A 14,726-nucleotide genomic window follows, 5' to 3' on the forward strand; every position below is an offset into this window, starting at 1 on the left:
GGATGGGTTGGTATTGCCTGCCCTCCCTCCCGGGTTGGGTGTTTGCCCATTCCAGGAATGGGCAAACACTCCACGACTAGTAACGGAAGCCCACCTGGAGCGACAGGCCGGGGTACTGATCCACGGCGCCACCGGCGACGTACGGGTCGCCCGGCTCCGGGTTGAACTTGAAGAAGTAGCGGCGCAGGTCCGCCTTCAACCTCACGTCCAGGATGCGGTTGAGCCGGTACGCCAGCGTGGCGCTCCCCGTGACGGCGCCCGCGGACATGCGCGGGAACCACGCGTCCGAGGACAGCTCGCCGGAGTCCAGCGGGTGCTGGTAGCCAAGCCGGAAGTTGAAGTCGAACTTCTCCGACAGCGCCGCCCGCACGCCCAGCCCCAGGCCCGCGGTCTTGTACTCCACGTTGGGCAGGTCCAACGGCCGCTCGCCGTCCACCGCGTCGATGCGGAACGTGTTCATCCCGTACGTGCCGGTGACTTCGAAGCCGTGCTGCTTCGCCGCGCCGAAGGGGATCACGTAGCGCAGGCCCGCCTGCCACTCGCGCGCCGTGGTGGGGTAGGTGACCTCGCCCGAGGAGCCCGTGGACTTCAGCCCGAAGGACTGATCAATGGAGCCCGTGATGCCCAGCCGCGCCAGCGCGCCCTTCTTGAAAGCCGCGAGCGGATAGACCGTCACGTCACCCGCCACCTGGGGCGCGCCCGGCAGCGCGAAGCCGCCCACGTCCGGCCCCAGCGTGTACGGCCGCAGCACGCCGAACACGTCGTCCTTGTAGCGCAGCGACCGGCCGAACAGCTTCAGGCCCAGCGCGCCCTCCACGATGGGCGCGGAGGCCGTCAGCTCTGGCTCCGTGGAGGAGGAGTCCTCCGGCTTCTCCGGGGCCTTGTTCTCCTTGGGAGTGGCGGCCACCGGCTTGCGGTTGGGCTCCGCGGCGGGCGTCTTCGTGGGGGCCGGCGTCTCCGCGATGGGCGTCGCGGGCTTCAGCGCTGGCTCCGGCTCCACCGGCGTGGCGGGCTGCGGGGGCGCCACCGGGGCGGCCACTGGCGCGCTGGACTTCTGCAGGCCGCGCTCCAGCGCCGTCCACTGGCGCTTCACCGCCACGGGCACCAGCTTCGGCGTGGCGGGCTTCGCGGCCGCGGGCGAGGCCAGCGCCTTGCCGTCCTTGCCGTTTCGCACGGTGACGCGCACCTGGTGCTTCTTGCCCACCGTGGACGTGTCCGCCACCACCACCGCGCTCAGGCCCAGCTCGCTCGCCACGGCGGCGGCGCCAGCGGGCTGCGTCGGATCCCTTCCCATGCGCGAGGCGGCGGCGCGCACCGCGGACTCGGGGACGACTTCGTAGCGGGCCGGACGGCGGGCCAGCTCCGCCTCCAGCGCGTCGCGCGCGGCGTCCGCGTGCGGACCGGAGGCGAGCACCGCCACGCGGCGCGCCTCCGCGGCCTGGGCCTTCTTCTTCGTGGCCTGCGCCGTCTTCGCGGACGCCTTCTTCGGCGCGGCGTCAGCAGTGGGGGCGAGCAGCAGGGCCGCGCCCAGGAGGGCCGCGGCGGAGACATGACGGGTGCGCGTCATCACGGGGAGCTCGGCTTTCCGGCGACCAGCCACTCGGAGAGGCACGCGGTGTCGGAGGCGTTCAGCGACGCGCCCAGCGGCATCCGCGCGCCGCAGCCCGGAGAAGCCGTGAGCTTCATCAGGAAGAAGGACTGGGACGGATTGGCGCTGTCCGCCAGCGGCTTGGAATTGCACGCCGCGTTGGTGGTGTAGAGCCGCCCGGGGAGGCCGGACGCCTGCAGGTCCAGGCCCCCCCCCGCCGAGCCGTTGGCATCCGTGGAGTGACACGACAAGCACTGCGCTTGGATGATGCTCGCGCCGGTGGTGCCGGCGGCGCAGGAGCTGGAGCCCCCGGTGAAGCGCTCGGGGTCATCGAGCCCGCCAGCACAGCCGGCGGTGGTGGCGAGGAGCGCGGCCGCGAACAGCGTGGCCAGCGGGGCGCGATACGGACGACGGGCGGCGGTTGGGTTCGCGGACAAGTCGAGCACGGGGGCAAGAGGGGGGAACGACAAGCCCCGCAGACTACCCGGGCAGAGCCTGACTGTGCACCCCTCAACGGATCCGTTCGCGCTGACGTGACACGCGCTCCCTTCGCCGCTTGCCCATCCCCAGGTGGGCCGTTGTCACACCCGCCCGGGAGGTCCCCGGCTACCTGCGCTTCTTGAGGAAGCGCTTCACGCTGACCTTCCCGAACCGGCCGCCGAACAGGTACCAGGTGAGCACCGCGCCGAAGAGGGCCGCCGCCAGCGCGATGCCGACGATGCCCAGCACCGGCACGTTCCCGTACATGGGCGGCCGGGGCGCGAAGGCGATGAACGCGCCCACGATGAAGCCGCACGCGCACAGGCCCAGGAAGGCGATGACGGCCACGCTGCGCAGGTTCTCGTTGAGCTTGTCGAACTGCTCCGCGCGCACCGTGACGCTGAACTTGCCCGTCTCCAGGTCCAACAAGATCTGCGACAGCTGCGTGGGCAGGTCCTGCGCCATGGACTGGAAGCGCAGGAGCGTGCGCATCAGGCCGCCCTGGAGCTGCGAGGGGTCGTAGCGGCCCGCCATCAGCTCCTTCGCGTACGGCAGCGCGACCTCGATGATGTTCAGCTCCGGGTAGAGCCCGCGCAGCATGCCTTCGGTGGAGATGGAGGCGCGCGACAGCAGCGCGTACTCCTTGGGGATGCGGATGCGGTACTTCACGGCCAGATCCAACAGGTCGCGCAGGAGCGTGCGCGCGTCCACCTGGCCCAGCGTGGTGGGCAGGTGCTGGCCGAGGATGGCCTCGATGTCGTTGCGGAAGCCCATCAGGTTGGCGCGCGCGTCCGGCACGCCCACGCGGTAGAGGATGCGCGCCACGGAGTCGCTGTCCTTGAGCGCCACCGCCAGGCACAGCATCACCAGCGTCTCCTGCATGGGGCGGGTGAGCCGGCCCACCACGCCGAAGTCCAGGAGCGCCAGCCGGTTGCCCTCCATGAGCAGCACGTTGCCGGGGTGCGGGTCTCCGTGGAACAGGCCGTCGTCGAAGAGCTGGCGGAAGCTGGCCTCCAGGATGTGCTGGGCGATCTGCTTGCGGTCCGCCTCCGGCAGGGCGGCGGGGTGGATCTTCTCCCCGCGGATGAACTCCATGGTGAGCACGGTGCGGCTGGAGAGCGCCGCGTGCACGCGCGGAATCTTGAGGTACGGGCGGTCCTTGTGGTTCTCCAGGAACGCGCGGATGTTGGTGGCCTCGTTGATGAAGTCCAGCTCCTCGTGGATGGCCCGGTCGAACTCGTCCACGATGCCGGAGGGCGAGTAGATGCCCGTCTCCTCCACCACGGCTTCCAGCAGGCGCGCCAGCGAGCGCAGCACGCCCAGGTCCGCGTCGATGCGCTGGGCGATGCCGGGGCGCTGCACCTTGATGACGACCTCCTCGCCGTCCAGCGTCACCGCGCGGTGCACCTGGGCGATGGACGCGGCGGCGAGCGGCTCCGGATCCACCTGGGCGAACAGCTCCTGCACGTCCTTGCCCAGGGCGTCGCGGATCTGCGCGTGGACCTGCTCCAGGGGGATGGCCTCCACGTCGTCCTGAAGAGTGGCCAGCTCCTCCACGAACTCCGCGGGCAGCAGGTCCGCGCGGGTGGAGAGCACCTGGCCCAGCTTGATGAACGTGGGGCCCAGCTCCGACAGGAAGAGGCGGAAGCGGCGCGCGGTGGACTCGCGGCGGGCCTCCTCGGAGACCTCCACCTTCTCCTTGCGGCCGCCGAGCATGCGCCAGACGCCCGCGCGCTCGGTCACCTCGCCGAAGCCGTGGCGGGCGGCGATGAGGGCGATCTGCCGGATGCGGTTGAGGTCCTGGAGGTTCATGGCGAGGGCTGCGCGGGAGCCTGGGCTGGACGGGCCACGTAGCGCAAGAGGACGTAGCCCGCGACGGCGGAGAGCAGCGAGCCCGTCAGGATGCCCAGCTTGGCCTCGGCCAGCAGGGCCGGCTGGTTGGCGAAGGCCAGGCCGCCCACGAAGAGGGCCACCGTGAAGCCGATGCCGGCCACCACCGACACCCCGTGCAATTGGGCGAGGCTGCCGCCCGCGGGCAGGGGGGACACGCCCGCCTTCACCGCCGCCCAGGTGAACAGGAAGATGCCCACCTGCTTGCCCACGAAGAGGCCCACGATGATGCCCAGCGGCAGGGGCTTGAGCAGGTCCGAAAGCGACATGCCGGACACGTCCACGCCGGAGTTGGCCAGCGCGAACAGGGGCACGATGCCGTACGCCACGTAGCCGTGCCACAGGTGCACGAAGCGGTTGAGCGGCGGCTCGATGTCCTCCAGCGCCTCCTCGATGTGGAGCAGCTGCGCGCCCCGAGCGGCCTCGTCGTCCGGCTGGGACACGAGCCCCTTGATGTACTCCGCCAGCTCCTCCAGCACCTCGCGCCCCGGGCGGGTGGGCAGCGCGGGGATGCAGAGGCCCAGCACCACGCCGGACAGCGTGGCGTGGATGCCGCCGTGGTGCATGGCGTACCAGAGCGCCAGGCCCACGGCGGCGTAGAGCAGGCCGTTGCGCACGTAGAAGCGGTTGAAGCTCCAGAGCACCGCGACCAGGCCCGCGGCCACCGCGAGCCACTCGACGTGAAGGCCCGTGCCGTAGAAGAGCGCGATGACGAGGATGCCGCCGATGTCGTCGAAGATGGCGAGCGCGGTGAGGAACACCACCAGCCCGTGGCCCACGCGCGCCTTCACCAGCGTGAGGCACCCGATGGCGAACGCGATGTCCGTGGCCATGGGGATGGCCCAGCCGCCCTGCGCGGGCGTGCCCCGGGTGAAGAACAAGTAGAGCCCGGCGGGCACCACCATGCCGCCCAGCGCGGCGATGAGCGGCAGCACCGCGCGGGAGAAGGTGCGCAGCTCGCCCGCGGCCAGCTCGCGCTTGATCTCCATCCCCACGAGGAAGAAGAAGAGCGTCATCAGCCCGTCGTTGATGAGTTCGCGGAAGGTGAAGTGGCCGCCGTGGCCCACGATCTCCAGGTGCAGGGGGGCGTCGAAGACGGCGGCGTAGGTGGCGCCCCAGGGTGAGTTGGCCCACGCGAGCGCGGCCACCGCGCAGAGCGCCAGGAGGATTCCACTGCTGGCCTCCAGCCGGAAGAACGCCTGTACGGGGGCCAGGGCCACCTTGAACAGGGCGGGAACGGGAGGGCGGGTAGTCGTCTGGGGTGAGGTCGCCATGTCGCCGGGCAGACTGCCGGGGGGCAGGGGGCCAGGAAACCGTTTTCGGAAAGGAGCCCGCCGAAATGTCGGACGCCGGTGGTAGGCATACGCACCAGGTAGGGGCGCCGGTTCGTTGATCCGGGGGTAAGGCCGTGAGAGAAGGTCGGGGATGGCGTTGACGCAGCAGGCGAAGACAGGCAAGGCGGCGGACGTGGTGCTGCCCGACGTGGACACGACTCCGGAAGTCGGAACGGGTGAGGCCCCCGCGGGTGCGCGGGAGATCGCTTCCCTGACCCCGATGATGCGCCAGTACCTGGAGGTGAAGGCGCTCCATCCGGACACGGTGCTCTTCTTCCGGTTGGGTGACTTCTACGAGATGTTCTTCGAGGACGCGGTGAAGGCCTCGGAGCTGCTCCAGATCACCCTCACGGCCCGGGCCAAGGGCGCGGACAAGATCCCCATGTGCGGGGTGCCGTACCACTCCTCGCGCCGGTACATCGCGAAGCTGGTGGAGCACGGCCTCAAGGTCGCCATCTGCGAGCAGGTGACGGAGCCGGGCGCGGGGCCGGGCATCGTGCAGCGGGAAGTCACGCGGGTCATCACCCCCGGCATGGTGCTGGACGACGAGGTGCTGGAGCCGCAGGCCAGCAACTTCCTCGCGGCCGTGTGCTGGGGTGAAGCGGGCTTCGGCGCGGCGCTGCTGGAGGCGTCCACCGGCGAGTTCTACACCTTCGAGGCCCAGGGCCTGTCGGAGCTGGTGGAGGGCCTGTCGCGCGTGGAGCCGCGCGAGCTGCTGGTGCCGCAGGGCATGCGGGACGCGCCGGAGGTGGTGCAGGTGTGCCAGCGGCTGTCGCGCGTGCCGGCCGTGGCGGAAGGCGAGGGCGCGGCCTTCGAGCCCACCCGGGCCTCCGCGTTCCTGCGCTCGCACTTCAACGTGCAGTCGCTGTCCGCGTTTGGTCTGGACGGCTCGCCGCTGGCCACCGGAGCGGCCGGGGCCGCGCTGCGCTACCTCAAGGACACGCAGAAGACGCCCGCGGCGCACGTGGACCGGCTGTCGCGCCAGGAGCGCGCGGGCTGCCTGGTGATGGACGAGTCCTCGCGGGGCAACCTGGAGGTGCTCAAGAGCCTGCGCGACGGCGGCCGCAAGGGGTCGCTGCTGGGCGTACTGGACAGGACGGCCACGGGCCTGGGCGCGCGCAAATTGGCGCGCTGGCTGTCCGCGCCGCTGTGCTCGCTGCCGGAGATCGAAGCGCGGCTGGACGCCGTGGAGGAGCTGTCCGGCAAGAGCGTGTGGCGCGAGGAGCTGGTGGCCACGCTCAAGGAGGTGGGCGACCTGGAGCGGCTGTGCGGCCGGCTGTCGCTGGGCGCGGGCAACGCCAGGGATTTGCGCGCGTTGGGGCTGTCGCTGACGCAGCTTCCGAGGCTGGGCGCGGCGCTCGCGCGGTGTGACGCGGCGCTCTTGAAGTCGCTGTCCGGGCCGCTGGGCGCGCTGCCGGAGCTGGCGGACCTGCTGATGCGCGCGGTGACGGACGAGCCGCCGGTGATCATCCGCGAGGGCGGCTTCATCCGGCCGGGCTACCACGCGGAGCTGGATGACCTGGTGGCGCTGTCCACCACGGGCAAGGACTACCTGCTCAAGCTGGAGCAGCGGGAGAAGGACCGCACGGGCATCTCCTCGCTGAAGATCCGCTACAACAAGGTCTTCGGCTACTACCTGGAGGTGACGAAGGCGAACCTCCACGCGGTGCCCAAGGACTACATCCGCAAGCAGACCACGGTGGGCGCGGAGCGCTTCGTCACCGAGGAGCTGAAGGAGTACGAGGAGAAGGTCCTCACGGCGGAGGAGCGCCGCGTGGTGCTGGAGCTCCAGCTTTTCGAGGAGCTGCGCACGAAGGTCATCGCCGCGGCGCCGCGCATCCGTTCCGCGGCGGAGGCGGTGGCCACGGCGGACGCGCTGGTGTCGTTCGCGCGGTGCGCGGCGGAGTACGGCTACACCCGGCCCCAGGTGGACGCGGGCGAGGGGCTGACCATCACCGGCGGCCGGCACCCGGTGGTGGAGCGGATGCTGGGCGCGGGCGAGTCCTTCGTCCCCAACGACGTGCGGTTGGATCCGGAGGACGCGCAGCTCTTGGTCATCACCGGCCCGAACATGGCGGGCAAGAGCACGGTGATGCGGCAGGTGGCGCTGACGGCGCTGATGGCGCAGGCGGGCTCGTTCGTGCCGGCGAAGGCGGCGCGCATCGGCCTGTGCGACCGCATCTTCACGCGCGTGGGCGCGGCGGACAATCTGGCCCGAGGGCAGTCCACGTTCATGGTGGAGATGACGGAGACCAGCCACATCCTCCATCACGCCACGAGGAAGAGCCTGGTCATCCTGGATGAGATTGGCCGTGGCACGTCCACGTTCGACGGCTTGTCCATCGCGTGGGCGGTGGCGGAGCACATCCACGACAAGGTGGGCGCGCGAGCGCTCTTCGCCACGCACTACCACGAGCTGGTGGACCTGGCGCGCGAGCGGCCCCGGGTGAAGAACCTGTGCATCGCCGTGAAGGAGCAGGGCGGCAAGGTCATCTTCCTGCGCAAGCTGATTCCTGGCGGGGCCAGCCGCTCCTACGGCATCGAGGTCGCGAAGCTCGCGGGCCTGCCGCCGGAGGTGGTGTCGCGCGCCCGTGAGCTGCTCCAGAACCTGGAGTCCGGTGAGCTGGACGACGCGGGCCGTCCCCGCGTGGCGGTGCGCTCCACGAAGCGCGTGGCCCCGGTGAACGCGGGACAGCTGGGGCTGTTCGGTGGGGCTCCGCAGCCGGCTCCCGTGGCCGCGCCTCCCGAGCATGCGGAGGTGCTGGAGTCACTCCGGAGCGCATCCATCGACCGGATGACGCCGCTGGACGCGCTCAACCTGCTGGCGAAGCTGAAGCAGACCTTGGGTACCTCCTGAGAGGCGGAGGGCGTCGCGCCGGTCATGAAGAACACCTGACAGATTCTGCATGGTGGACTTTTAAAGTTCAATAAGTGGAGACTCCCCGTGCGGCGCGCTCGCGCCCCTGCTCATGCCCGGAGGAGTCATGACCCCGTCCACCCCCGACCGCGGAGGTAGCACCCAGCCCGCGCGTCGCCAGCCTCCGCCGACGCCTGAAGCGCCGCGCCTCCTCTTCTGCGTCGATGGCATCCGTTACGAGGCCGTCCGCGAGCTGGTGCGGATGCAGACGGGGGAGCTGCTGATGTTGGCCCGTCGGAGACAGGAGGCAGACGATGCATTGTCAGGCCTCTGCCTCGTGCGCCGGCTGCCCAACCCCTCCACCTACCTGCGCCGCAAGCGGCTGGTGGAGGAGGTCCAGCTGGCTTTCCGCCTCAACCATCCCGGCATCGCCCAGGTCTACTTCCGGAAGGTGCACGAGGACTTCCTGCACGTCGTCATGGAGCACGTGGACGGGCCTTCGCTGGAGACGCTGGTCAGCGCGGGGGTTGCGCGCGGCAGGCCTGTCTCCGAGGCCTTCGGCCTCTACGTGGGCGCGGAGCTCGCGGAGGCGTTGCACCATGCACACACGCTGACGGACGAGGAGGGCAGGCCGCTCGGCATCATCCACCGCGACGTCAATCCCCGGCACGTCTACGTGGGCGCGCACGGCGGAGTGAAGCTGACGAACTTCGGCGCGGCGTACTCGATGATGGTGGGGCGCGAGGAGTCCCCCATGAACCTCGTCCGGGGGGACGTGGCCTATGCCTCGCCCGAGTACCTGGAAAAGCAGCCGCTGTCTCCGCGCTCCGACGTCTTCAGCCTGGGCGTGCTGCTGGTGGAGTTGCTCACCGGCAAGCACCTCTTCGACGTGCAGGACGTGCACCTGGTCCCCACGGGACTGGCGCCCCTGCGGATTGAGATCCTCCCCTCCCTGCCGCTGACGCAGATGCGCATCCTGCTCGCGAGGTTCAGCCCTGCGGACGTCGAAGCGGCGGTCGCGGGGCTCTCGCCGGACGTGAAGGCGCTGCTGCACACGGCCCTGCGAGCCGACCCGACGGAGCGCTTCGCCACGGCGGCGGACCTGTGTGGCGCTCTCCGTGCCGCGTTGGCGGAACGGCACCCGGGCTATGGGCGCCACGAGGCTTCCGAAGAGGTGGCGCTCGTGCTGGCCGAGGGCAGTTGCCTGCGGGACGCGGTGGAGTTCGGCGAGGGTGGCCTCTTCCCTGAAGGACTGGAGGAGCACGAGTTCGGAGGACTGCCCCCGCGGAGGTAGCAGCCTTCAGCGGGTCAGGACGGTGGCGACATGAAGGAGCGCCTCCAGCTTCTCCGCGTCCAGCTTGCGCGCGAGGTAGAGCAGCCGCCGCAGGGCGGGGGTCTCGTCCTCACGCGGGCGCGGGCGCTGGCCCTTGCGGCCTCGCACCAGGGCGGTGAGGCCCAGCATGTCCTCCGGGGACACCTTCAGCTCCGTGCACAGCCGGTAGAGCGTCGGGACACTGGGCAGCATCTTCCCGCGCTCCAGGCGGCTGTAGACGGTGGAGAGAAGGCCGACGCGGGGGGCCTACCTCGGCTTGCGTCAGGCCCTGCTCTTCGCGGGCGGCACGGGCGGTTCTGCCGAGGGTGATGGCCAGTTCTTCATTCATGGGACCGGCTCGGGAGCAGGTGGAGGAGGATGCGCAGCTGGGGCATCCCAGGTGCCGCGCGAGGTTTATCAGACGACACCGGGCTGCTGGCAGCGTGCACGCCCGCGCGGAGAGGACGTCGCATGCGAGTGGCCCGAAGTTCCCGAGGAAGGACGTCATGAGGCCGCCACCCGCCATCCTGCCGCCCGGGGCCGAGGTGCTGGGCTACGCGGTGGAGTGTCAGCTGGGGCAGGGCGGCTTCGGCACGGTGTACCTCGCGCGCAACGCGGGCCAGCCCTTCGCCTTGAAGCTGCTGCACCTGCCCCGCGTGGGTGAGCGGGTGGAGCGGGAGGTCTCCATCCTCTTGAAGCTGCACCACCCCAACGTGGTGGGACTTCAGGGATACGGCTTGTGGCCGCCCGGGGCGCCGCAATTCGCCGTCATCGCCATGGAGTACGTGGACGGGCGCCGGCTGGACGTCTGGGCGGACGAAGAGAACCCCACGGCGCGACAGGTGGCGCGCGTGGTGCTGGGCGTGGCGCGGGCGCTGGCGGCTTCGCACGCGGCGGGCGTTCTGCACCGGGATGTGAAGGAAGCCAACATCATGGTGCGGGCCTCGGACGGCGTGGCCAAGCTGCTGGACTTCGGCATCGGCGATTACGAGGGCGCGAGGGGGCTGACGGTGGACATCCTTCCGCCGGCGACGCCGGAGTACCGCGCCCCGGAGGCGTGGCGCTTCTTCCGGAAGCATGTCCACGTGCTCGGTGCCCGTTACGAGGCCGGGCCTCCGGACGATTTATGGGCAATGGGCCTGGTCCTCTACGCGCTGCTGACGGCACGGAAGCCTTTCGACGAGCCCGACGACCCCAGCTTCATCGAGGCCGTCATGAACCGCGAGCCGGTGGCGCCGCACGTGGAGAACGCACGGGTCCCCCGCACGCTGAGCGACGTGTGCATGCGCCTGCTGGAGAAGACGCCGGAGACGCGCACGTTGAGCGCCCTGGCTGCCGTGACGGACTTGGAGCGGGTGCTTGCGGGCGCGGACGCGCAGTGGGACTTGCCGCTCTGCGATGCCTACGGCGAGGACACCGCGACGACGGAAGGGGGCCGGGACAGCGAGGAACTGTGGCTGCGTGCGCCCCTGTACCGGCCCCGCCGGGGCAAGCGGGCAGCTCCGCCCGCCGCCGAAGCCGCGATGGCCGTCCCCCAACCCCTCGTGAAGGCGGCGCCGAAACCACGTGGGCGTTCGCGGGCGTGGACGACGGTTGCGCTGGTCCTGGTGCTGTTCGCAGCGGGGGCGACGCGGATGCTCTGGCCGTCCCGAATCGAGGGGGGCGACCCGGCCCGTCAGGAAGTAGCGGCTTCTTCCGAGTCGCCTCAAGCTGACCGCGCCGCGGCCCCCACCGGGCCGAAGGCCACCGCCGCGGCCGTCGCGCTCCCCGCGACGCTCCAGGAGGATTCAGCCACCGTGACGACGCCGCCGAAAGACACGCAGCCCCTTCAGCTCCCCCAGAAGCCCGCGAAGAAAGGACTGGGCGTCATGGCCCGTGCGGTGAGCACTGCGGCGGCTTGCACGGCGCTCGCGTGTCCTGGACCGCAGGTGCGCCAGCCTCCGCCGCCGGAGCCGTGTCCGATTGGAGCCGTGAAGGCCATGGCGAAGTGGGGGGTAGCCATTGGGGACACGACGCCAGTGCGCTTCGATTTGGGCGAGCCTCGGGTCATTTCAATTGGCGAGGGCCCTGTCGAAGTCCTCATCATTGGCGGAGGAAAGGGCCTGCCGGGCAGGACCGCCTTGTCCGGGCGGAGCATCGTGCGTGACCGTGTCTATGCTCGCCTCACCTGGGCGACGACGCCGCAGGGTGACAGCTTCCCTGTATGTTTTGATGTCCATGCTGAAGAGGGGCCGAGGGGGATCGTGCGAGAACCAGGCGATGACTCTCCGTCTCGCGCGCGCATCTTCACGATTGCCACTGTGAAGGCGGTCGCTGAGTTCGAATAGCAACTCCAACGGAAAGATTGTCGAGTGCCTCCTTTTTCATGGGTCGTTCTCCTGGGGCTGCCTCTCATTGGGACCGCGGCGGTCGCGCAGCCAGAGGTTTCATCTTCAGTGCCAGGTTCGCGGCGCATTGAATTGAGTCCGGAGGGAACTGGGACCATCAGCGAAATCATGATCAGCCCGGGCCTTTCCACGATGCTTCTCTTCGACTCGGAGTTACAGCGGGAGAGCATTGAACTGGAAGGCCGACAACGCTTTTCGCTCGTAGACGTGGGGCAGGCCACCCTCAGGCTCATGCCCACGACGAGCGCCATACCGGGAGAACGGTTCAAGCTGATGGTGCGCTTCCGGGACGGTGCAGCGCCATCGACCGCGGTGTTCCTGCTGAAGGTGCATCCGGCGAAAGCAGAGGCCACCATCGAAGTTTACCGAGAGCAGCGGACGATTGAGACGTACCAGCAGGAGATCCGGGATGCACGGGTGGAAATCTTCCGTTGCAAGGAGGAGCTGGCACGAATGGTGTCTGACCATGGGGCGCCAAGTGGATTGACGGGAATCCTCATCAATGACGGATTGAATCCGGATGGCGTGGCGGGGCAGGTCCTGACGAGGTCCGTCGCGATGACGGTGACCCGTGCATTGAAGCCGACCACAATCTACAGCTATCGCTCCAGCAAGCTGGCGGCTGTGGATGTCAGGATTGAGGTAGAGACTGGAACGCTGCCGTGGAGGGCGGAGGGGGCGACGCTCAAAGGCAGGTCCGGCGAGGAGTTGAAGATCCTTCGCGTGTGGCAAGCAAAGCCCATCCTGCCGGGGGGACCCGAAGGACGCGTGATCGTGGAGGCAGAGGCTCCGGCGGCCGAAGTCCACGGGCCCTTCTCGCTCAAGCTCTGGGAGGCAGATGGGCCTCGGAGCATCACGCTCGGGAATGTGACCTTCCCTTGAGCGCGGGCGGCCTGGTTCATGGCCGACCCTCCATTTCCCGGGATGCAACCCGACCTGAATACACCCCGACTCCATCGTGTCCGTGAGATTGGGAGCAATCGATGCTCTCTTCACGAAAAGGCAGACATGATGAGTCGCTTCAGACTTCCGTCGACATCTTCTGTAACAACCCTGCTGGCGGTGGCCGCGCTGTCGGCCCCGTCACTGGCGCTGGCGGCGTCCACGACGGTGACGCTCACGCCCGTCGCGGACTCCTACGTCTCGCCTGACGGACCGGACTCGAATTTCGGGAACCATGGGACGTTCATCGTGAACCGGGGGTACGCCGAGGCCTACCTGCGGTTCGATTTGAGCAGCATTCCCCCGGATGCGGTCATCACGGCCGTCAGTCTCAGCGCGCTGGCCTACGACGGCTACGCGTACGGGGGCGACGGCAATGTCTACACGTCCTTCGTCGCGGACGATTCGTGGCAGGAGATGGGCATCACCTGGAACAACCGGCCCGCACCGGCGGCGACCCCGGTGGGCGAGTGGTTCCTCTGGTACGACTACACGCCGGTGGACAAGCTGGGCGTCAACTCCAATGCCGCGCTCATTCCCGTCGTGCAGGGAGAGGTCGCGGGCGACCAGAGGGTGAGCTTCCGGCTGCACTCGCCGGGCTACAAGACGCGCTATCGCTCGCGTGAGTACGCCACCGCGGCCCAGCGTCCGGCGCTGACCATCACCTACCGGGACAACGAGCCCGTCACCGTGGCGCTGGAGCCCGAGGCGGATGCGTACATCACCGGCGGCGACCACGGTGAGAACACGCTGAACTACGGCGGCGAGCAGTCGCTGCTCATCGACTACCGGTGGGACCGGAAGTTCTTCCTGCGGTTCAACCTGGGCAGCATCCCCGCGGGGGCCCACATCCAGGCCGTGAAGCTGTCCGCCACGGCGTTCACGGGCCGCTCGCCCGGCGGTGATGGCAACGTGTACGTGTACCCGTTGTGGGACAACACCTGGGACGAATACACCATCACCTACGACAACCAGCCGTGGCCGTACTGGTCGCTGCTTGGCACGTGGTGGATCTGGTATCCCTCCGTCAACCCGTACTTCGATCAGGTGGGCGTCACGGAGGATCCGGCCTTCATCTCCGTGCTCCAGACCGCTTCGGACGCCACCGACCGGCGCATCTCCTTCCGGCTCAACGGCCCGTACTACGCGACGAGCTACTACTCGCGGGAGTACCCGGACGCGTCCAAGCGTCCCAAGCTGGAGGTGACGTACCTGCCGTGATGCCGCGTGCCCTGTCCTGAAGGTCCGGGCACCCCATGCAATCGCTTCCGTCCTCGTTCGATACAGGAGCCAGGACGGAAGCGAGGGGGCTGTCTCCAGAACGGTGCTTCCGTCCGTGCTGGGGGAGGCGGTGGCGGACAGCGCGCCCACCGTGAACGTGGCGGAGGCGTGGACGGCGGTCCCCAATCCGCCGCCGCGGCGAAGCGGGGGCACCTGCTGCCCGCGGACCGGGACGTGCTGGTGTCCTGTCTGGGCAGTGCGGGCGCGGCCGTGGACGCGAAGCTCGACTCGGCGGTGCCCGAGGTGCACGCCGCGGAGCAGGCCTACATGGCGGAGCTGGCGGAGCGTGACGCGATGGAGCAGCGGCTCACGGGGGACATCGCGTCGTTTGGCCCGTATCGCTTCGCCTTCGTCTTGCGCGCGGCCGCACTCTACTCGGCGGCTCTGCGCCGGTAGATCTGCCCCTCGATGCTGATGATGTCCGCAGGGGGCTACGCCGCCGGGCGGCCCGAAAGGCTACTCGTCCTTCAAGTCGTTCAAGCGGGCCATGGGGCCAGCAGGAGAGGGCAAGGAGTGGCACCACATCGTGGAACAAACGAATGGGAACGTGGCGCGCTTTGGGCCGCAGGCGCTCCACCATACGGAGAACATCGTTCCGCTCGACAAGGCACTTCATGACCTCGTGAGAGGCCCGCCGCACGGCATGTGTGTTATT

The 14,726-nt window shown here is 69.3% G+C and carries 10 protein-coding genes and 1 pseudogene; 6 read left to right on the top strand and 5 right to left on the bottom strand.

Features of this window, described 5'->3' with window-relative positions; genetic code table 11:
- Positions 1 to 76 precede the first annotated feature (76 nt).
- From D7X99_RS07540 to nhaA, 4 genes are all read right to left on the bottom strand, one after another.
- A complete protein-coding gene (locus D7X99_RS07540; protein WP_121777165.1) occupies positions 77 to 1,567 on the bottom strand; it encodes a hypothetical protein in 1,491 nt (496 codons plus the stop codon).
- Positions 1,567 to 2,025, bottom strand: a complete 459-nt coding sequence (locus D7X99_RS07545) for a cytochrome c (RefSeq protein ID WP_147476057.1) — start codon at positions 2,023 to 2,025, stop codon at positions 1,567 to 1,569. Before D7X99_RS07545 ends, D7X99_RS07540 begins: the two co-directional genes overlap by 1 nt.
- A gap of 169 nt (positions 2,026 to 2,194) precedes the next feature.
- Entirely contained in the window at positions 2,195 to 3,880 is a 1,686-nt protein-coding gene (locus D7X99_RS07550; protein WP_121777166.1) for an AarF/ABC1/UbiB kinase family protein, read from the bottom strand.
- Complete coding sequence (gene nhaA, locus D7X99_RS07555; protein WP_121777167.1) at positions 3,877 to 5,232, bottom strand: Na+/H+ antiporter NhaA; 1,356 nt, start codon at positions 5,230 to 5,232, stop codon at positions 3,877 to 3,879. Before nhaA ends, D7X99_RS07550 begins: the two co-directional genes overlap by 4 nt.
- Positions 5,233 to 5,383: 151 nt before the next feature.
- Here nhaA and mutS point away from each other — a divergent pair, with 151 nt between their 5' ends.
- Positions 5,384 to 8,149: a DNA mismatch repair protein MutS gene (mutS, locus tag D7X99_RS07560; RefSeq protein ID WP_121777168.1), complete on the top strand. Its 2,766-nt coding sequence runs from the start codon at positions 5,384 to 5,386 to the stop codon at positions 8,147 to 8,149.
- A gap of 127 nt (positions 8,150 to 8,276) precedes the next feature.
- Positions 8,277 to 9,443, top strand: coding sequence for a serine/threonine-protein kinase (locus D7X99_RS07565; protein ID WP_121777169.1), 1,167 nt, complete (start codon positions 8,277 to 8,279; stop codon positions 9,441 to 9,443).
- Between the two features lie 6 nt (positions 9,444 to 9,449).
- On the opposite strand, the pseudogene D7X99_RS07570 reads toward D7X99_RS07565, so the two are convergent.
- Positions 9,450 to 9,810 (bottom strand): annotated as a pseudogene (locus D7X99_RS07570) (helix-turn-helix transcriptional regulator).
- 157 nt (positions 9,811 to 9,967) lie between these two features.
- Here D7X99_RS07570 and D7X99_RS07575 point away from each other — a divergent pair.
- The 4 genes from D7X99_RS07575 (at position 9,968) to D7X99_RS07590 (ending at position 14,467) form a co-directional block, all read left to right on the top strand.
- Positions 9,968 to 11,788, top strand: coding sequence for a serine/threonine-protein kinase (locus D7X99_RS07575; protein ID WP_121777170.1), 1,821 nt, complete (start codon positions 9,968 to 9,970; stop codon positions 11,786 to 11,788).
- 24 nt (positions 11,789 to 11,812) lie between these two features.
- Positions 11,813 to 12,730 carry a DUF2381 family protein gene (locus D7X99_RS07580; RefSeq protein WP_169849527.1) on the top strand — a complete coding sequence of 306 codons (918 nt, stop codon included), beginning with the start codon at positions 11,813 to 11,815 and terminating at the stop codon, positions 12,728 to 12,730.
- A gap of 126 nt (positions 12,731 to 12,856) precedes the next feature.
- Positions 12,857 to 14,011, top strand: a complete 1,155-nt coding sequence (locus tag D7X99_RS07585; RefSeq protein WP_158626947.1) for a DNRLRE domain-containing protein — start codon at positions 12,857 to 12,859, stop codon at positions 14,009 to 14,011.
- A gap of 168 nt (positions 14,012 to 14,179) precedes the next feature.
- Entirely contained in the window at positions 14,180 to 14,467 is a 288-nt protein-coding gene (locus tag D7X99_RS07590; RefSeq protein ID WP_121777172.1) for a hypothetical protein, read from the top strand.
- The last annotated feature ends 259 nt before the right edge of the window (positions 14,468 to 14,726 follow it).

The organism is Corallococcus sp. AB032C (assembly GCF_003668935.1).
GTDB lineage: Bacteria > Myxococcota > Myxococcia > Myxococcales > Myxococcaceae > Corallococcus > Corallococcus exiguus.

Coding starts and splice junctions, on each gene's coding strand:
- D7X99_RS07540 (WP_121777165.1), bottom strand. CDS start 1,567: ATGACGCGCACCCGTCATGTCTCCGCCGCGGCCCTCCTGGGCGCGGCC.
- D7X99_RS07550 (WP_121777166.1), bottom strand. CDS start 3,880: ATGAACCTCCAGGACCTCAACCGCATCCGGCAGATCGCCCTCATCGCC.
- nhaA (WP_121777167.1), bottom strand. CDS start 5,232: ATGGCGACCTCACCCCAGACGACTACCCGCCCTCCCGTTCCCGCCCTG.
- mutS (WP_121777168.1), top strand. CDS start 5,384: ATGGCGTTGACGCAGCAGGCGAAGACAGGCAAGGCGGCGGACGTGGTG.
- D7X99_RS07565 (WP_121777169.1), top strand. CDS start 8,277: ATGACCCCGTCCACCCCCGACCGCGGAGGTAGCACCCAGCCCGCGCGT.
- D7X99_RS07575 (WP_121777170.1), top strand. CDS start 9,968: ATGAGGCCGCCACCCGCCATCCTGCCGCCCGGGGCCGAGGTGCTGGGC.
- D7X99_RS07585 (WP_158626947.1), top strand. CDS start 12,857: ATGATGAGTCGCTTCAGACTTCCGTCGACATCTTCTGTAACAACCCTG.